At 70.0% G+C, this 18,797-nt stretch carries 15 protein-coding genes; 13 read left to right on the top strand and 2 right to left on the bottom strand.

From position 1 onward, the window contains the following. Positions 1–77: 77 nt before the first annotated feature. From ABEA07_RS04060 to ABEA07_RS04030, 7 genes are read left to right on the top strand one after another with little or no spacing between them, the layout of a single operon-like run. Entirely contained in the window at positions 78–1,838 is a 1,761-nt protein-coding gene (locus tag ABEA07_RS04060; RefSeq protein WP_345536046.1) for a hydantoinase B/oxoprolinase family protein, read from the top strand. After that, positions 1,835–3,952: a hydantoinase/oxoprolinase family protein gene (locus ABEA07_RS04055; RefSeq protein WP_345536045.1), complete on the top strand. Its 2,118-nt coding sequence runs from the start codon at positions 1,835–1,837 to the stop codon at positions 3,950–3,952. Before ABEA07_RS04060 ends, ABEA07_RS04055 begins: the two co-directional genes overlap by 4 nt. 11 nt (positions 3,953–3,963) lie before the next feature. Then, positions 3,964–5,442 carry an aldehyde dehydrogenase gene (locus ABEA07_RS04050; RefSeq protein ID WP_345536044.1) on the top strand — a complete coding sequence of 493 codons (1,479 nt, stop codon included), beginning with the start codon at positions 3,964–3,966 and terminating at the stop codon, positions 5,440–5,442. A gap of 5 nt (positions 5,443–5,447) precedes the next feature. Beyond that, positions 5,448–7,094 (top strand): thiamine pyrophosphate-binding protein, encoded by a 1,647-nt coding sequence (locus ABEA07_RS04045; protein ID WP_345536042.1) that lies wholly within the window; start codon positions 5,448–5,450, stop codon positions 7,092–7,094. A gap of 4 nt (positions 7,095–7,098) precedes the next feature. Next, entirely contained in the window at positions 7,099–7,260 is a 162-nt protein-coding gene (locus tag ABEA07_RS04040; protein WP_345536041.1) for a hypothetical protein, read from the top strand. Between the two features lie 21 nt (positions 7,261–7,281). Then, positions 7,282–8,250, top strand: coding sequence for a Bug family tripartite tricarboxylate transporter substrate binding protein (locus ABEA07_RS04035; protein WP_345536039.1), 969 nt, complete (start codon positions 7,282–7,284; stop codon positions 8,248–8,250). Positions 8,251–8,302: 52 nt separating this feature from the next. After that, the gene (locus tag ABEA07_RS04030; RefSeq protein ID WP_345536038.1) at positions 8,303–9,217 is read left to right on the top strand and encodes an aminotransferase class IV; all 915 of its coding nucleotides are present in this window, start codon (positions 8,303–8,305) and stop codon (positions 9,215–9,217) included. 22 nt (positions 9,218–9,239) lie between these two features. On the opposite strand, the gene ABEA07_RS04025 is transcribed toward ABEA07_RS04030, so the two are convergent. Both ABEA07_RS04025 and ABEA07_RS04020 read right to left on the bottom strand, forming a co-directional pair. Then, positions 9,240–10,157, bottom strand: a complete 918-nt coding sequence (locus ABEA07_RS04025) for a LysR family transcriptional regulator (protein WP_345536037.1) — start codon at positions 10,155–10,157, stop codon at positions 9,240–9,242. A gap of 62 nt (positions 10,158–10,219) precedes the next feature. Further along, positions 10,220–12,004, bottom strand: a complete 1,785-nt coding sequence (locus ABEA07_RS04020; protein ID WP_345536036.1) for an ABC transporter transmembrane domain-containing protein — start codon at positions 12,002–12,004, stop codon at positions 10,220–10,222. Between the two features lie 78 nt (positions 12,005–12,082). Here ABEA07_RS04020 and ABEA07_RS04015 point away from each other — a divergent pair, with 78 nt between their 5' ends. The 6 genes from ABEA07_RS04015 (at position 12,083) to ABEA07_RS03990 (ending at position 18,762) form a co-directional block, all read left to right on the top strand. Beyond that, the gene (locus tag ABEA07_RS04015; RefSeq protein WP_345536035.1) at positions 12,083–12,637 is read left to right on the top strand and encodes a MarR family winged helix-turn-helix transcriptional regulator; all 555 of its coding nucleotides are present in this window, start codon (positions 12,083–12,085) and stop codon (positions 12,635–12,637) included. Then, complete coding sequence (locus ABEA07_RS04010; protein ID WP_345536034.1) at positions 12,618–14,108, top strand: efflux transporter outer membrane subunit; 1,491 nt, start codon at positions 12,618–12,620, stop codon at positions 14,106–14,108. Before ABEA07_RS04015 ends, ABEA07_RS04010 begins: the two co-directional genes overlap by 20 nt. 34 nt (positions 14,109–14,142) lie before the next feature. Continuing rightward, complete coding sequence (locus tag ABEA07_RS04005; RefSeq protein ID WP_345536032.1) at positions 14,143–15,444, top strand: HlyD family secretion protein; 1,302 nt, start codon at positions 14,143–14,145, stop codon at positions 15,442–15,444. Positions 15,445–15,458: 14 nt separating this feature from the next. Further along, on the top strand, positions 15,459–17,018 hold the full coding sequence (locus tag ABEA07_RS04000) for a DHA2 family efflux MFS transporter permease subunit (RefSeq protein ID WP_345536031.1): 1,560 nt from the start codon (positions 15,459–15,461) through the stop codon (positions 17,016–17,018). A 264-nt stretch (positions 17,019–17,282) separates the two neighbouring features. Next, the gene (locus tag ABEA07_RS03995; protein WP_345536030.1) at positions 17,283–18,053 is read left to right on the top strand and encodes an ABC transporter ATP-binding protein; all 771 of its coding nucleotides are present in this window, start codon (positions 17,283–17,285) and stop codon (positions 18,051–18,053) included. 1 nt (position 18,054) lies between these two features. Beyond that, a complete protein-coding gene (locus tag ABEA07_RS03990; RefSeq protein ID WP_345536029.1) occupies positions 18,055–18,762 on the top strand; it encodes an ABC transporter ATP-binding protein in 708 nt (235 codons plus the stop codon). The last annotated feature ends 35 nt before the right edge of the window (positions 18,763–18,797 follow it).

The following is an 18,797-nucleotide window of genomic DNA, read 5'->3' as shown; positions in this document are numbered from 1 at the left end:
CGGATTCAGCGCCACGGAACGGCCCGTTATCGAACGGCGAATGGCCTGGCGCTCATGCGCTGGCGATACTGTCCGCCATGTACCACTCGCTCTTCGCCGCCGGCGAAGGCGCCACCCCCGAACCCATGAGACAAGACATCAACGCCGTGCAGCTGGGCATCGTCTGGCAGCGCCTGACCGGGCTGATGGACGAGATCGCGCAGACCTTCGTCCGCACTTCCTTCTCCGTGGTCGTGCGGGAGAACTGGGACCTCGCCATGTCCTTCATGGATGCGGAGGGCCGCGTGTTCGCGCAGTCCTCGCGCTCGATCCCGTCCTTCCTCGGCACCATGCCGCGCACCCTCCGGGCCATCCTGGAGCGCCATCCGCGCGAGACGCTGGAGCCCGGCGACGTGCTGATCTCCAACGACCCCTGGATGGGCACCGGACACCTCAACGACATCACCATGGTGCGCCCGATCTTCCGCGGCGGCACGCTGATCGCGTTCGTCGGCTCCACCTTCCACACGGTGGACATCGGCGGCGCGCCCAATCCATTCGCCCGCGACTGCTACGAAGAGGGGCTCTGCATTCCGGCGCTCAAGATCATGCGCCGCGGAGAAGAGAACGCCGACGTGGTGGCGTTCATCACCGAAAACCTGCGCGAGTCGGCCGAGACCCTCGGCGACCTGCGCGCGCAGTTCGCGGCCTTCGAGCAGGCGCAGAAGCGGCTCATCAAGCTGCTCGACGACGAGCGCATCGACGACCTGCGCCACGTTACCGACCAGATCCTCGACCGCTCGGAACAGAGCATGCGGGCGATGCTCGAGGCGGCGCCCGACGGCGAGTTCCACGACGAGGTCACGGCCGACGGCTACGACCTGCCGCTCACCATCCGCTGCACCGTGCGCAAGAAGGGCTCGGACCTCACGGTGGACTACGCCGGCACCACCGGCCAGATCGACAAGCCGATCAACTCGGTGATGAACTTCACCTTCGCCTACAGCGCGTACGCGATCAAGTGTGCCTTCGATCCGGGCTCGCCCAACAACGACGGCGTGCTGCGGCCGCTGCAGATCCTCGCGCCCGAGGGCTGCCTGGTGAACCCAACCCGGCCCGCGCCGGTCTGGGGCCGCCACCTGTCCGGCCACTACCTGCCCTTCGCGATCTTCGGCGCCCTGTCGCAGATGATTCCGCAGCGCGTGGCCGCCGACAGCGGCTCGCCGATCTGGAACATCTACTTCAAGGGCAACGACAAGGCGCGCCGCAAGTTCGTCAAGATGTTCTTCATGAGCGGCGGCTACGGTGCGCGTGCCGCGTCCGACGGGCCGGCCTGCCTGAGCTTCCCGACGAACGTGGCCAACAGCCCCATCGAGCAGTTCGAGACGCAGACGCCGTTGATCGTGACCGAGAAGCGGCTCATCGTCGACTCGGGCGGCGCCGGGCGCTTCCGCGGCGGTCCGGGGCAGCGGCTGTCCTTTCGCTCGACCTCGGACGATCCGCTCACCTTCGTCATCCGGCACGAGCGCGTCAAGCATCCGCCGCGCGGCTTCCTGGGCGGCCTGGCGGGCTCGCCGGGCGTCGACATGCTCAACGGCGAGCGCATCGCCGCCAAGTCGGTCGTCACCATGAAGAAGGGCGACGTCGCCACCTTCGAGACCCCGGGCGGCGGCGGCATGTATCCACCGACCGAGCGCAAGCTCGACGCGATCCGCAAGGACCTCGTCAACGGCATCGTCAGCCTGGCCGCGGCCCAGCGCGACTACGGCATCCAGGCCGACCGCCTCAGTCTCGCGGGCGGGAGCAAGAACACCCAGGCATCCGGGACAACGAAGGCATCGAAGGAATCCAACTCGTGAACGCAAAGGGACAAGACGCGCGCCGCTACCGCATCGGCGTGGACATCGGCGGCACCTTCACCGACCTCGTGATGTTCGACACCGAGGCCCGCATGCTCGTCAACGAGAAAGTGCCCACCACGCCGGACGATCCGTCGCGCGGCGTGCTCAACGGCATCGGCCTGCTGCTGCAGAAGAGCGGCGTGCGCGCCGCCGACGTGGATGCCGTGATCCACGGCACCACGCTGGTGGCGAACGCGCTGATCGAGCGCAAGGGCGTGCGCACGGCGCTGGTCACCTCCGAGGGCTTTCGCGACGTGCTGCAGATCGGCCGCGAATGGCGTTACGACATCTACGACATCGGCCTGCAGCCGGTGGATTCGCTGATCGAGCGCTCCGCCCGCTTCGAGGTGCGCGAGCGCATGGGCCCGGAGGGCGAGACCCTCGCGGCCCTGGACGAGCGCCAGATGGAGGCCGTGGCGCAGCAGCTCGCGGCGGGCGACTACGAGGCGGTGGCGGTGTGCTTCCTGCATGCCTACCGCTTCCCGGCGCACGAGCAACGCGCCAAGGCCATCCTCGAAAAGCACCTGCCGCACACCACGGTCTGCATCTCCAGCGAGGTGATGCCGGAGCTCGGCGAATACGAGCGCAGTGCCACCGCCGTGTGCAACGCGTACGTGCAGCCGCTCTTTCGCAAGTACATCGCCGGACTGATCGAGGGCATGCGCGGCATGGGCATCGAGCGCGAGCTCTTCCTCATGCAGTCCGACGGCGGCACGGTGCACTACACCACCGCCATGCAGTACCCCATCCGGCTGGTGCAGTCGGGCCCGGCCGGCGGCGTGCAGGCCACCGCGCTGATCGGGCGCCTGGCGGGTGCGGCCGATGTGCTGTGCTTCGACATGGGCGGTACCACCGCCAAGGCCTGCCTGATCGAGGGCGGCGAGCCGGCCGTCACCACCGACTTCGAGGTGGCGCGGCAGGCCCGCTTCAAGAAGGGCAGCGGCATCCCGCTCAAGGTGCCGGCGGTCGACATGATCGAGATCGGCTCCGGCGGCGGCAGCATCGCCCGCATCAACCAGATGGGCCTGATCCAGGTCGGCCCCGACAGCTCCAGCGCCGTGCCCGGCCCGGCCTGCTACGGCCTGGGCGGCGAAGACGGCACCGTGACCGATGCCGACCTGGTGCTGGGCTACCTGGATGCCAAGGCTTTCCTGGGCGGTGACATGGCGCTGGACGAGCCCGCCGCGCGCCAGGCCCTGGCCGCGGGCATCGGCAAGCCCCTGGGCCTGGACGACGTGGAAGCCGCCTTCGGCATCCACGAGACCGTGAACGAGACCATGGCGCAGGCCGCCAGCATCCACGCGCTGGAGAAGGGGCGCAAGGCGTCCGACTACGCCATGGTGCCGATCGGCGGCGCCGGGCCGGTGCATGCCTGCCACGTCGCGCTCAAGCTCGGCATCCGCCGCGTGATCTGCCCGCTGGGCGCGGGCGTGGCTTCGGCCTTCGGCTTCCTCGCGTCGCCGATGTCCTTCCAGTTCGTGCGGGCCGAGATCACGCCGCTGGCCCGGCTGGAGGCCGCGCGCGTGCATGCGCTGGTCGAAGCCCTCGAAGCGCAGGGCCGCGCCATGTTCGACGCCGCCGGCATGGGCGCCCTGAAGGTCCTGGTCAAGGTCAGTGCCGCCATGCGCTACGTCGGCCAGGGCTACGAAGTGCAGGTGCCGCTGGACGACCATCGCACGGCGCAGGGCATGGGCGCGCGGCTGGCGCAGGCCTTCGAGAACGCCTACCGCCAGCTCTACGGCCGCACCGAGCAGGGCGCGCCGCTGGAGATCGTGTCCTGGCGCGTGGTGGTGATGAGCGAGACGCCCGACATCACGCCGGCCGCCGTCGCCAACCTCGACGCCGGCGGCAGCGCGCTCAAGGGACGCCGGCCCGTGTACAGCGTGACGGGCCGGCGCTTCGTCGACACGCCCGTGTACGACCGCTACCGGCTGGGCACCGACACCGACATCCAGGGCCCCGCGATCGTCGAGGAGCGCGAATCCACCGTGGTCGTGCCGGAAGGCGCGCGCGTGAGCGTCGACCGCTGGCGCAACCTGATCGTCGACCTGCCGCTGCTGGCCGGACACTGAGGAGGCTCGCCATGCAGCAATACCAGCTCTACATCGACGGGCAATGGCGCGCGCCCGCAAGCGGGCAATGGTTCGATTCGATCAACCCCTACACCGGCGAAGCCTGGTGCCGCATCCCGCGCGGCACTGCCGGCGACGTCGATGCCGCCGCCCGTGCCGCCCACCGCGCCATGCACGAAGGCGAGTGGGCGACGATCACCGCCACCCAGCGCGGCCATCGCCTGCGCCGCCTGGGCGACCTGCTGGCCGCGCGTGCCGAACACCTGGCCCGCATCGAGGTGCAGGACAACGGCAAGCTGCTGGCGGAAATGCTCAACCAGTGCCGCTACCTGACCGAGTGGTTCCACTACTTCGGCGGGCTGGCCGACAAGATCGAAGGCTCGGTGCCGCCGATCGACAAGGCCGACGTGCTCAACTTCACGCGGCACGAGCCCATCGGCGTGACGGCCTGCATCACGCCCTGGAATTCGCCCCTGCTGCTGATGGCGTGGAAGGTCGCGCCCGCGCTGGCGGCCGGGAACGCGGTGGTGATCAAGCCTTCGGAATTCACTTCGGCCTCGACGCTGGAGTTCGCCCGTGTCTGCGAGGAAGCCGGCCTGCCCGCGGGGCTGGTGAACGTCGTCACCGGCTACGGTGCCGAGGCCGGCGAACCGCTGGTGGGCCATCCGCTGGTGCGCAAGATCGCCTTCACCGGCGGCGAGTCCGGCGGGCGCCACGTCAACATCGCCGCGGCGCGCGACTTCAAGCACACCACGCTGGAACTGGGCGGCAAGTCGGCCAACATCGTGCTCGACGACGCGCGCCTCGACGACGCGGTCTCCGGCGCCATCTCGGGCATCTTCGCGGCCACGGGGCAGACCTGCATCGCCGGGTCGCGCCTGCTGCTGCACGAGCGCATCCACGACCAGTTCCTGGACAAGCTGCTCGCCCTGGCCAGCCAGGCGCGCTTCGGCGACCCGATGGACGCCGGCACCCAGATCGGCCCCGTCACCACCGAGCCGCAGTTCCGCAAGGTGGTGGACTACCTTCGCATCGCCAAGGAGGAAGGCGCGCGCTGCGTGATGGGCGGCGAGGTGGCGCCCCAGCCGCCGGGCGCGCGCGGCTTCTTCGTGCAGCCCACCATCTTCGCGGACGTGAAGCCCGACATGCGCATCGCACAGGAGGAGGTCTTCGGGCCCGTGCTGTCGGTGATCCGCTTCGCGAGCGACGAGGAAGCGATCCGCATCGCCAACAGCACGAACTACGGCCTGGCGGCCGGCGTGTGGACCGAGAGCCTGCGCCGCGCCGTGAATTTCTCGAAGCAACTGCAAGCCGGCACCGTGTGGGTCAACACCTACCGCTCGACCAGCTACACCACGCCCTTCGGCGGCGTGAAGGCCTCCGGCCTGGGCCGGGAGAACGGCATGGACGCCATCCGCGAATACCTGCAGACCAAGAGCGTCTGGTTCTACACCGGCGGACCGGTCGCCAATCCCTACATCCGGCGCTGAAGAGCATGACCACGACAACCACGACCTTGGAGAACCCGGCAGCGATGACCGTGGCCGAAGCCCTGGCGCAGGCCATGGTGGAGGCCGGCGTTCGCCGCATCTACGGTGTGCCCGGCGGCGGCTCTTCGCTCGACGTGATCGAGGCAGCCGCGCGGCGCGGCATCGGCTTCACGCTGACCAAGACCGAGAACGCCGCCGTGATGATGGCGGGCGCGCTGGCCGAGAGCACCGGGCGCCTGGGCGTCGCGCTGATGACCAAGGGCCCCGGCGTGGCCAACGCGGCGAACGGCGTGGCCTATGCCAGCCTCGACCGCGCGCCGGTCCTGGTCATCACCGACGGCTTCACGCCCGCGCAGCTCGGCTACATCACGCACCAGGTGTTCGATCAGCGCGGCATGCTGGCGCCGGTGGTCAAGGGCCACGGCCGACTCGAGGGCGAGGACGCGGGCGCGGAGATTCGCCGCCTGGTGGCGCTGGCCCTTGCCGCGCCCTGCGGCCCGGTGCACATCGAGCTCACGAGCTCGGCCGCGCGCAAGCCCCTGGCCCGGCCCCTGCCCGAGGCCGTGGCGGCGCGGCCCGCACGGGCCGATGCGATACGGCTCGAGGAGGCCGCGGCGCGCATCGCCGCCGCCCGGCGCCCGGTCATCGTCGCCGGCCTCGAGGCGCGGCGCGCGGCGCCCCAGCTGCGCGCCCTGGCCGAGCGACTGTGCTGCCCCGTGCTGCCCACCTACAAGGGCAAGGGCGTCCTGCCGGACCGCCACGAGCTGGTGACGGGCGTGTTCACCGGCGGCGCGCAGGAACAGGAATGCGTGCGGCAGGCCGACCTGATCGTGCTGGTCGGCCTGGACCCGGTGGAGCTGATCCTGCAGCCCTGGCCCTACGACATTCCGGTGCTCGACATCGGCGTCCGCGCCTATCCCGTGCACTACGTGAAGCCGGTGCTCGGCGTGTACGGCGAGCTCGCGGCCAGCCTGGAAGCCCTGTGCGTGCAGGGCGTCGCGGGCAGCCACTGGGAGCCCGGCGAGATCGCACGCCTGCGCGGCAACGTGCAGCGCGCGCTGGCCTACGGGCCGGTCGCGCAGGGCGTGGCGCCCGACCGCCTGGTGCAGCTCACCGCCGAGGCCTGCGCGCGGGCCGGCTGGCGCGCGCGCGTGGCGGTCGATGCTGGCGCCCACATGTTTTCGGCCACCGCCTTCTTCCCATGCGAGGAGCCCGGCGACTGCCTGATCTCCAACGGCCTGGCCTCGATGGCCTTCGGCGTGCCGGCCGCGATCGCAGCCGCACTGGAGGACCCGTCGCGGCCGGTGGTCTGCTTCACCGGCGACGGCGGATTGATGATGTGCATGGGCGAGCTGTGCACGGCGGTCGAGGCGGGGGCGCGCATCCTGGTGGTGGTGTTCAACGACGGGGCGCTCTCGCTGATCGACGTGAAGCAGCAGAGCCGCCGGCTCCCCACGCGCGGCGTGCGCTGGGGCCGGCACGACTTCGCGCGGGTGATGGACGGGGCGGGCGGCGCCGGCTGGCGCGTGCGCGACGAAGACGGCCTGCGCACCGCCCTGCAGGCGGCACTGGCCGCGAGCGGCCCCGCGCTCATCGACGTCGAGGTCGAGCCGGCCGGCTATGCGCAGCAGCTCAAGGCGATGCGAGGCTGAAGCAATGATCACGATCGGCCCGCGTGCCAGCGCTGCCCCGCGTGCCGCCGCGCTCGCGGCCCCGGCCGGGCTGCCGGTCGGCACGCTGAGCGACGTGCTCGGCCGGTCGCTCGTCAGGCCGCCGGACTGCAGCGGGTCCGAGCCGGACCGAACTGAACCGAACTGAACTGGAGGAACCACGATGCCGATGTCTCGCCGCCGAATGATGGCACTCACCGCCGCCGGGCTCGCCGCGGCGCCGCATGCGGGCAGCTGGGCTGCCGAGCCCTTTCCGTCCGACGCGAAGACGGTGACGATCCTGGTCGGCTTCGCGCCGGGCGGTGGCGGCGACACCTGGGCCCGCTGGATGGCCGAGTTCCTCCGTGCGCGCTGGAAGACCACCGTGGTGGTCGAGAACAAGCCCGGCGCAGGCGGCACCATCGTGGCCGGCCAGCTCGCGCGTTCCAGGCCCGACGGATACACGGTCGCGCTGGCCACGTCGAGTCCGTTCACCGTCGCGCCTTACCTGCAGAAGCTGCCGTACGACCCGATCGCGGACTTCCGCTACCTGTTCCAGTTCCTGGTGAGCGCGCAGCCGCTCTTCGTCCGGGCCGATGCGCAGTGGAAGTCGATGCAGGCATTGATGGCCTGGGCCAAGGCCAACCCCGGGCAGCTGTTCTGGTCGACGGCGGCCACCAACGGCGCCACCCACATCGCCACCGCGGCCGCCTTCCAGGCGGCAGGCATCCAGGCGACCTACGTGCCCTACAAGGGCGGCGCCGAGGCGATCTCGGCCCTGCTCGGCGGCCAGATCCAGGCCCTGGTGGCGGCGGAGTTTCCGCCCTTCGCGGCCAGCGGCCGCGTGCGCCTGCTGGCGGAGAGCGGGCCCGACAAGCTGCCGGGCTACCCGGACGTGCCGACCTACAAGGAACTCGACTTCCCCGTCTCGGTGCCGATCTTCTACGGCCTCGCCGGCCCCGCGGGCATGCCCGAGGAGGCGGTGAAGGCCTGGGAGGCCGCGGGCCGCGCGATGGTGGACGATCCGGGCTTCAAGGAGATGCTGGGCAAGCTCTCCGGCACCGGCGCCTACATGGACGCCACCGCCTTCGGCCGCACCATTGCCGAGGTGAACCGCAAGATGGCGAAGCTGGTGCCCGATCTCAAGCTCGCCAACTGATCCCCAAGCCCGAACCCAGCCGCCAAGCGCGGACGACAAGGAAGAAAAAAGCATGTGGACCCCCGAATGGGTGCTGTCGGACGGCGAGATCATTCGCCATGCCGACGCGAAGATCCATCCCCTCTCGCTCGCCGTCACCTACGCCACCACCGTCTTCGAAGGACTGCGCGCCTACCGCCGCCCCGAGGACGGCAGCTACAGCTTCTTCCGCCTGCGCGAGCACATCGAGCGGCTGCAGGTGGGCATGAAGGTGATGCGCTTCGATCGCCGCATCGAGGTCGACGAAATGCAGGAGGCGCTGTCGCGCCTGGTGCGGGCCAATTCGCCCGACACCGACGTGTACATCCGCCTGCTCGTGTTCATCTCCGGCATCGGCTTGATGGCGACCAAGGGGCCGGTGAGCTACTTCGCGGTGGCGCAGCCGCGCGACAAGCCCCGATTCGCCGAGACCGGCATGCAGCTCGGCGTGAGCTCGTGGAGCCGGCTTTCTGACAACGCCAGCCCGCCGCGCATCAAGGCCACTGCCAACTACCACAACGCGCGCCTCACGCAGCTGCAGGCGCAGGCCGACGGCTACGACGGTGCGCTGATGCTCACGCCGCAAGGCAAGGTGTCGGAAGCGCCGATCGCCTGCTTCTTCATGGTGCGCGACGGCGAGCTCATCACGCCCAGCCTGGGCAGCAACATCCTGGAAAGCGTCACGCGCGATTCGATCATCCGGCTGTACGAACGTCGCTTCGGCCGGCCGGTGATCCAGCGCGAGGTCGACCGCAGCGAACTCTACTTCGCGCAGGAAGCCTTCCTGTGCGGCACCGGGCAGGAGATCATTCCCGTGGTCGGCATCGACCGGCTGCCGGTCGGCGACGGCAGGCCCGGCGAGCTCACGCGGCAGGTGCAGGCCATGTACTTCGACTGCGTGCGGCGCAACGTGCCGGACGAATGGGGCTGGCACACGCCGCTGACCTGAGGCCGGTGCCATCGCGTCGTGGTCAGTCGACGCGCTCGCCCCCTGCCAGCGCCCGCACCTGCTGGCGCAGGTGCTCGATCAGCAGCTCGCTCGAACGAGGCAGGGTGTGCGAGCGCAGGCGCACCAGGCTGATGTCGCGCCGTGCCCAGCTCTCGTCGAGCGACATCACGCGCAGGCGCTTCAGGCCGTATTGCTGCGCGCAGATCAGCGGCACCACCGCGACGCCCGCACCGGCCTCGACCATGCGGCAGACGGCGTCGAAGCTGCCGACCTGGATGCGCAGGTTGATGCGCTTGCCGAGCTGGCGCGCGATGCCGTCGACGAAGCTGTGGATCGAGTTGTGCTGGTTGAGTCCCACGAAGGGCGAACTGTCGAGCAGCTCGGCCAGGCGCACCGGCCCGTCCTTGCGGGGCCCCAGCAGGGGCGAGGCGATCAGCACCAGCTCGTCGCGGTAGAGGGGCAGCACGTCCAGCTCTTCGGGCATGACGCGCCCCGCCACCATCGCGATGTCGGCCGCGCCCTTGGCCACGGCCACCGCGGCCTCGCGCGAGCTGCATTCTTCCAGCTCGATGTCGATGTCCGGGTGCTCCGCCAGGAAGGCCGACAGCGCCCCGGGCAGAAAGGTGCTGGCCGCGGTGCTGTTGGCCAGCAGCCGCACACGCCCCTTCACGCCGCTGGCAAAAGGCTGCATCGCCGAGTGCATGCATTCGAGCTGGTTGAAGACCAGGCGGATGTGCTCCAGCATGCGCTCGCCCGCCGGCGTGAGCTGCACGCCCTTGGCCTGGCGCAGCAGCAGCGGCGTGTGGAAGTTTTCCTCCAGTTGCTTGATGCGCATGCTCGCCGCGGGGGGCGACAGGAAGGCGCGCTCGGCGGCTCGCGTGAGATTGCGTGTCTCGCCCACGTGAAGGAACAGGCGCAGGTCGGTCAGGTCGTAGTGCATGCGAAAGCCATTGTGATCCACGCGACATGCCGCCGCAGGATGCATGCCGTCCCTGAAAGCGGCTACGCGCCGAACTGCAGCGCGGCCAGCCGCGCGTAGACGCCGTTCTGCGCCACCAGCGCGGCATGGGTGCCATGTTCCACGATCCCGCCGTGGTCGAGCACGACGATGCGGTCGGCCTTCTGCACGGTCGCCAGCCGGTGCGCGATGACCAGGGTCGTGCGGCCGGTCATCGCCGATTCGAGCGCGGCCTGCACCATGCGCTCGCTCTCGGCGTCGAGAGCGCTCGTCGCTTCGTCGAGCAACAGCAGCGGAGGGTTCTTCAGCATGGCGCGTGCGATCGCGATGCGCTGCCGCTGGCCGCCCGACAGGCGCACGCCGCGTTCGCCGAGGAAGGTGTCGTAGCCCTCGGGCAGGGCGCGCAGGAAGCCGTCCGCGAAGGCCGCCCGCGCGGCCGCGTGGACCTCTTCGGTGCTGGCGTCGGGCCGTCCGTAGCGGATGTTCTCGAGCGCGCTGGCCGAGAAGATCACCGCGTCCTGCGGCACCAGCCCGATGCGCCCGCGCAGCGCGTCCAGGCCCAGCTGCGCCAGCGGCACGCCATCCAGGAGGATGCGGCCGGACTGCGGGTCGTAGTAGCGCAGCAATAACTGGAACACCGTGCTCTTGCCGGCCCCGCTCGATCCCACCAGGGCGACCGTCTCGCCGGCCCCGATGTCCAGGCTGAAATCGCGCAGTGCCGGCGTGCCCGGCCGCGACGGATAGTGGAAGCCCACGCCTTCGAAGCGCACGGTGCTGCCGGCGGCGGGCAGCGCCGAGTGGGCGGGCCGGGCCGGTGACACGATGGCCGGCGGCGCATGCAGCAGCTCCATCAGGCGCTCGGTCGCGCCGGCCGCGCGCAGCAGGTCGCCGTAGACCTCGCCCAGCACCGCGGCCGCACTGGCCAGGATGATCACGTAGACCACGGTCTGCCCCAGGTGGCCGGCCGTGATGTCGCCGCGCAGCACCGCCTGCGTGCCCTGGTACAGCCCCCACAGCAGGGCGGCCGAGGTGGCGATGATGATGAAGGCCACCAGCACCGAGCGCGCCCGGGTGCGGCGCACGGCGGTGCGGAAGGCGTCGTCGGTGGAGGCGTCGAAGCGGGCCGCCTCGCGCGACTCGGCCGTGTAGCTCTGCACCACGGGGATCGCGTTCAGCACCTCGGCCGCGATGGCGCTCGAATCCGCGACGCGGTCCTGGCTGGCGCGGGAGAGCCGCCGCACGCGCCGCCCGAACCACATGCTCGGCAGCACCACCAGCACGAGGATGCCCAGCACCTGGAACATCACGTAAGGGTTGGTCCAGACCAGCATCGCCAGCGCGCCGATGCCCATCACCGCATTGCGCAGGCCCATGCTCAGCGAGGAGCCGACCACTGTCTGCACCAGCGTCGTGTCGGCCGTCAGGCGCGAGAGCACCTCGCCCGTCTGGGTGGTCTCGAAGAAGGCCGGGCTCTGGCGCAGCACGTGCGCATAGACGGCGTTGCGCAGGTCCGCCGTGACCCGCTCGCCCAGCCAGCTGACGGTATAGAAGCGCGCCGCCGAAAAAACACCCAGCGCCACGGCAACGCCGAAGAGGGCGAGGAAGTGGCCGCGCAGCGCCATCGCCTGCGTGCCGCGGTCGGCGCCCACCAGGCCCCCGTCGATCAGGCTGCGCAACGCGATCGGGAACACCAGGGTGGTCACCGCCGCCATCACCAGGAACAGGCCGGCCAGCACGATCTGGACGCGGTAAGGGCGCAGGAACGGGGCCAGGCCGGACAGCGATCGCGGCGAGGCCCTGGCGGGCGAAGGAGGGGCAGGGGAAACCATGAGGCTGGATTCTAGCCAACGCTTGCCCTTTCAAAGGTCGCCTTGACAATTACTGTCGAGGCAACTAATATTCGCGCCATGCCTGACGCCACCGATCCAGCCGCCGCCCCGGCCGCTCTGCAGCCCGATCCCTCGAGCCAGGCTGCCGACTTCTACCGCCCCGAGTCCTACAACGCCGAGGAGAGCGTGGGCCACATGATGCGGCGCATCACCACCATGCTCGCGCAGAGCGTGGCCAACCGGATGTCGGAGCCCAGCGGCCCGACCTTCCCGCAGTGGGCGCCCCTCTACAAGCTTCATCTGGGCCATGCCACCACGGTCGCCGAGCTGGCGCGCGAATGCCAGCTCGACACCGGCGCCATGACCCGCCTGCTCGATCGGCTGGAGGCCAAGGACCTGTGCCGGCGCGTGCGCTCCCTGTCCGACCGCCGGGTGGTCAACATCGAGCTGACGGAGGAGGGCCGCGAGGCGGCTCGCCAGGTGCCTCATGTGCTGTGCGGCGTGCAGAACGAAATCCTCGCCGGCTTCAGCCGCGAGGAATGGTTGCAGCTCAAGGGCTACCTGCGCCGCCTGCTCGACAACGCACAGGCCCTCGCGGCCCGTGGAGAAAAGAATGACAGCGTCTCTTCCTGACTTCGCGCGGCGCCCGCTGACCGCGCTGGCCGCTGCGGCGGCGCTCCTTGTGGCCGGTTGCGCCGACATGGGCCACAACGCTTCGCAGGCCAGCCTGCGCGACGCCGCCTCCCTGGGCCTGACGAGCGAGGCCGCGGCCATGGCCGTGCCGAGCGTCGACAGCCAATGGTGGCTGGGCTTCGGCGATGCACAGCTCGATGGCCTGGTGGCGCAGGCCCTGCGCGGCAATCCCAACCTGCAGGTGGCGCGCGCCCGCCTCGACAAAGCCCGGTCCGCGGTCGGCGTGGCCGACGCTGCCGGCAAGCCCCACCTCGACGGGCAGCTCGACCTGACGCGCCAGAAGTTCAGCGCCAACGGCATCTACCCCGCGCCCCTGGGTGGCTCCATCCGCAACCTCGGCACCCTGCAGCTCAATGCGGGCTGGGAGCTGGATTTCTTCGGCAAGAACCGCACCGCCGTGGAGTCCGCCATCGGTACGTCCAACGCCGCGGCGGCCGAAGCCGAGGCGGCCCGCGTGCTGCTGGCCAGCAACGTGGCCCGCGCCTACGTGCAGTGGGCACGCCTCGATGACCAACTCGCCGTGGCCGGGCGCACGCTCTCGCAGCGCGAGGAAACGCTCAGATTGGTGCGCGACCGGGTTTCCGCCGGCCTGGACACGCGCCTGGAGCAGTTCCAGAGCGAAGGCGGCCTGCCGCAGGCGCGCCAGCAGATCGAAGCCTTGAACGAGCAGGTCGCCATCGCGCGCAATGCCCTGGACGCGCTGGTGGGCCAGCCCGGTGCCACGCATTCGCTGGCAGCACCCAAACTCGGCAACCTGCGCCCGATCGCCCTGCAGCCCACGCTCCCGGCCGACTTGCTGGGCCGGCGCGCGGACATCGCCGCCGCGCGCTGGCGCGTCGAGGCCGCCAGCAGCGACGTCGCCAACGCCAAGACCCAGTTCTATCCCAACATCAACCTGGTGGCCTTCGCCGGCTTCTCCGCCATCGGCTTCGGCCAGCTCACCAAGGCCGGCAGCGAACAGTGGGGCGTGGGCCCCGCCGTGCGCCTGCCCATCTTCGAAGCCGGACGCCTGCGCGCCAACCTGCGCGGCAAGACGGCCGACCTCGACGCTGCCATCGAGAGCTACAACGCCACCGTGCTCGATGCCGTGCGCGACGTGGCCGACCAGGTCGCGAGCGCCCAGTCGATCGCGCGCCAGCAGGCCGAGCAGGCCGCTTCGCAGCGCGCGGCCGAGTCCGCCTACGACATCGCCGTGCAGCGCTACGGCGCAGGCCTGGGCAACTACCTGAACGTGCTGGCGGCCGAGACCACCGTCCTGGCCGAGCGCCGCCAGGCCGTCGACCTGGCCGCGCGCGCCTTCGAGACCCAGGTGGGCCTGGCGCGCGCCCTGGGCGGCGGCTGGCAGCCCCCCTCCGACACCACGGCGACCGCCTCGGCCGACGCCGGCAAGACCGCCGCGCGTCATCCCTGAACAGAACACATTGCGCGAATCCGAAGGACTTTCCATGGACAGCAACAACACACCCGCAGAGAACGCCCCGGCCGAAGCGCCGGCTTCCAACGGCAAGCGCCGCCGTGCCCTCACCGTGCTGGCCGCGGCCGTGGTGGTGGCCGGCGTGGGCTGGGGTGCCTACGAATGGCTGGTCGGCAGCCGCTACGAAACCACCGACAACGCCTACGTGCAGGGCAACGTGATCCAGATCACCCCGCAGATCGGCGGCACCGTGATGGCGATCATGGCCGACGACACCGACCTGGTGAAGACCGGCCAGCCGCTGGTGCAGCTCGACCCGGCCGATGCCAAGGTCGCGCTCGAGCAGGCCGAGGCCGCGCTCGGGCAGGCGGTGCGCCAGGTGCGCACGCTCTATGCCAACAACGGCGCGCTGGCCGCGCAGGTCTCGCTGCGGCAGGCCGACATCGTCAAGGCGCAGAGCGACATCGCCCGCGCGCAGGACGACCTCAAGCGCCGCCAGGCGCTGTCGGGCAACGGTGCCGTCTCGAAGGAAGAGCTCAACCATGCCGAGACCACGCTGGCCAACGCGAAAAGTGCCCTGGCCGCGGCGCAGGCCGGCATGGCGGCGGCGCGCGAACAGCTCGCCAGCAACAAGTCGCTGACCGACGGCACCAGCGTGGAGGAGCACCCCAGCGTGCAGGCCGCGGCCGCCAAGGTGCGCGAGGCCTACCTGGCGACCCAGCGCGTGGCCCTGCCGGCGCCCGTCGAAGGCTATGTCGCCAAGCGCACGGTGCAACTCGGCCAGCGCGTGGCCGCTGGCACGCCCATGATGTCCATCGTGCCGCTGGACCAGCTCTGGGTCGATGCCAACTTCAAGGAAGTGCAGCTGCGCAACATCCGCATCGACCAGCCGGTGAAGCTGGTGGCCGACGTCTACGGCAAGAAGGTCGAGTACACCGGCCACGTCGCCGGCCTCGGCGTGGGCACCGGTGCCGCCTTCGCACTGCTGCCGGCCCAGAATGCGACTGGCAACTGGATCAAGGTGGTGCAGCGCGTGCCCGTGCGCATCGCGCTCGACCCCGAGCAGCTCAAGGCCAACCCGCTGCGCGTGGGCCTGTCGATGGACGTCGAGGTCGACGTGCGCGGCAAGGACGGCAAGATGCTCGCCGACGCGCCGCGCGCCACCGCGCTGGCCCAGACCCAGGTCTACAGCCAGCTCGACCAGGGCGCGGATGCCGAGGTGCAGCGCATCATCGCGGCCAACCTGGGCCGCAGCCCGGCGGTCGCGGAGACGCCGGCCAAGCCTTCCGCCGCGCCGGCCGCCAACGCGCGCTCGCACGTCAACCCGATCTGAGGAAGGGCAGGACGATGGCGACCGCCGCGGCCCCTGCCGCCCATCCGCCGCTCGAAGGCGCGGCCCGCGTCTGGGGAACGATCGCGCTCTCCGCGGCGACCTTCATGAACGTGCTCGACACCTCGATCGCGAACGTGTCGCTGCCCGCCATCTCCGGCGACCTGGGCGTGAGCTCCACGCAGGGCACCTGGGTCATCACGAGCTTCGCGGTCGCCAACGCGATCGCGGTGCCGCTGACCGGCTGGCTTACGCAGCGCTTCGGCCAGGTGCGCCTCTTCATGGCCAGCGTGCTGCTGTTCCTCGTCAGCTCCTGGCTGTGCGGCCTGGCGCCGAACATGACGATGCTGATCGCCTTCCGTGCGCTGCAGGGCTTCGTGGCCGGGCCGATGATCCCGCTGTCGCAGACCCTGCTGCTGTCGAGCTATCCGCGCGCCAAGGCCGGCCTGGCCATGGCGATGTGGTCCATGACCACCCTGGTCGCGCCGGTCATGGGGCCGCTGCTCGGCGGCTGGATCACCGACAACATCTCCTGGCCCTGGATCTTCTACATCAACATCCCGGTGGGCCTGCTCGCGGCCGGCATCACCTGGGGCATCTACCGCAAGCGCGAGAGCGTCACCCGCAAGGTGCCGATCGACGGCATCGGGCTCGCCCTGCTGGTGCTGTGGGTGGGCTCGCTGCAACTCATGCTCGACAAGGGCAAGGAGCTCGACTGGTTCCACTCGCCCGAGATCGTCGCGATGGCGGTGATCGCCGCCGTGGGCTTCGCCTTCTTCCTGGTCTGGGAACTCACGGACAAGCACCCGGTGGTGGACCTGTCGCTCTTCAAGCGCCGCAACTTCTGGTCGGGCGCGCTCGCGACCGCGGTGGCCTACGGGCTTTTCTTCGGCAACGTCGTGATCCTGCCCCTTTGGCTGCAGCAGTACATGGGCTACACCGCCACGCAGGCCGGCATGATCATGGCGCCGGTCGGCTTGCTGGCGATCGTGTTCTCGCCCGTGGTGGGCATCACCGTCGGCAAGGTGGACCCGCGCCGCTACGCCACCTTCTCCTTCCTGGTGTTCGCGCTGGTGCTGTGGATGCGCTCCAACTTCAACACCCAGGCGGACTTCTGGACCATCATGATCCCGACCATCATCCAGGGCGTCGCGATGGCCTTCTTCTTCATCCCGCTGGTGACCATCACGCTGTCGGGCCTCTCGCCGGACCGCATCGCGGCCGCCTCGGGACTGTCGAACTTCGCGCGCATCACGGCAGGCGCCATGGGCACCTCCATCGCCACCACGCTGTGGGAAAACCGGGCCGCGTTGCACCATGCGCAGCTGGCCGAATCGGTGAACCAGGGCAGCCAGGCCACCGCCAGCGCGATGGCGGGGCTGTCGGCCAGCGGTCTTTCCGCGGAGCAGGTGCTGGGGCAGCTCAACCGCCTGGTGGACCAGCAGTCCTTCATGCTCGCCGCCAACGATGTCTTCTACGCGTCGGCGGTGCTGTTCCTGCTCCTGATCCCCTTCGTCTGGCTCGCCAAGCCCGTGCGCAGTCCGGGTGCGGCCGATGCCGCCGCAGGGGCGCATTGAAGCTCTCCCCCAGGCTCCCCCACTTCGTGTGGTCCGCCAACCCCCTCACCGGGGGCGCACCCAGCGGCCCGGCAAAGCCGGTTCCGCGGGTGCTCCCGAACGGGCTGGCGTCGCGGCCGGCGTGCGCAGAGGCGGGGTAGGCATTTGCCCCAGTAGGCAAGTCGTTCAGCGGCTGTGAACAATGCGTTGCGTGCGGCCATCTTGCCGCGCCCATACGTAACGCATGAACGACGTCTTCTTCCAGCACCGGGGCGATCTCGCGAGATGAGCGACATCATTCTCGAGACCCGCCAGCTCACCAAGGAATTCAAGGGCTTCACCGCCGTCAGCAACGTCGATCTGAAGGTGGTGCGCGGTTCCATCCATGCCTTGATCGGGCCCAACGGCGCCGGCAAGACCACCTGCTTCAACCTTCTGACCAAGTTTCTCGAGCCCACCTCGGGAAGCATCCTCTTCAACGGGCAGGACATCACCGGCGAGCGCCCGGCGCAGATCGCGCGGCGCGGCATCATCCGCTCCTTCCAGATCTCCGCCGTGTTCCCGCACCTCACGCTGCTGGAGAACGTGCGCCTGGGCCTGCAGCGCGCGCTCGGCACCTCCTTCCACTTCTGGAAGAGCGACAAGACGCTGCAGTCGCTGAACGGGCGCGCCCGCGCCCTGCTGGCCGAAGTCGGCCTCGAAGAACTGGCCGACGAACTGACGGTCAACCTGCCGTACGGCCGCAAGCGCGCGCTGGAGATCGCCACCACCCTGGCCATGGAGCCCGAGCTGATGCTGCTGGACGAGCCCACGCAGGGCATGGGCCACGAGGACGTGCACCGCGTGGCGGAACTGATCAAGCGCGTCTCGGCCGGCCGCACCATCCTGATGGTGGAGCACAACATGAGCGTGGTTTCCACCATCGCCGACACCATCACGGTGCTGCAGCGCGGCGCCGTGCTGGCGGAAGGCCCGTACGCAGAAGTCTCGAAGAACCCGCAGGTGATGGAGGCCTACATGGGCACCACCGAGGGCCAGCTCCAGGGAGCCCACTGACATGGTGGCTGCGCTGGATATCAAGGGCCTGCAAGCCTGGTACGGCGAATCGCACGTGCTGCACGGCGTCGACATGGTGGTGCAGCCCGGCGAGGTGGTGACGCTGCTGGGCCGCAACGGGGCAGGGCGCACCACCACGATGCGCGCCATCCTGGGCCTCACCGGCGCCCGCAAGGGCAGCATCAAGGTGAACGGCGTGGAGACCATCCACATGCCCACGCACCGCATCGCGCACCACGGCATCGGCTACTGCCCGGAGGAGCGCGGCATCTTCGCCAGCCTCTCGGCGGAAGAAAACCTGCTGCTGCCGCCGGCCCTCAAGGGGCCGGACAAGGGCATGTCCGTGGAGGAGATCTACGCCATGTTCCCCAATCTCGCCGAGCGCCGCAACAGCCAGGGCACACGCCTGTCGGGCGGCGAGCAGCAGATGCTGGCGGTGGCGCGCATCCTGCGCACGGGCGCCCGGCTGCTGCTGCTCGACGAGATCTCGGAGGGCCTGGCCCCGGTGATCGTGCAGGCCCTGGCCCGCATGATCCACACCTTGCGCAGCAAGGGCTACACGGTGGTCATGGTGGAGCAGAACTTCCGTTTCGCCGCGCCGCTGGCCGACCGCTTCTACGTGATGGAGCACGGCCGCATCGTCGAAGCCTTCGGCGCCTCCGAGCTCGACGCCAAGATGCCCGTTCTGAACGAGCTGCTCGGCGTCTGATTCCCTTCCCCCTTTCACGCATTCAACCGTTTCAC

Source organism: Variovorax defluvii, assembly GCF_039541515.1.
Lineage (GTDB): Bacteria > Pseudomonadota > Gammaproteobacteria > Burkholderiales > Burkholderiaceae_C > Variovorax > Variovorax defluvii.
The sequence above is the reverse complement of the archived record's forward strand: the minus strand, read 5'-3'. Positions and strand labels throughout refer to the sequence as shown.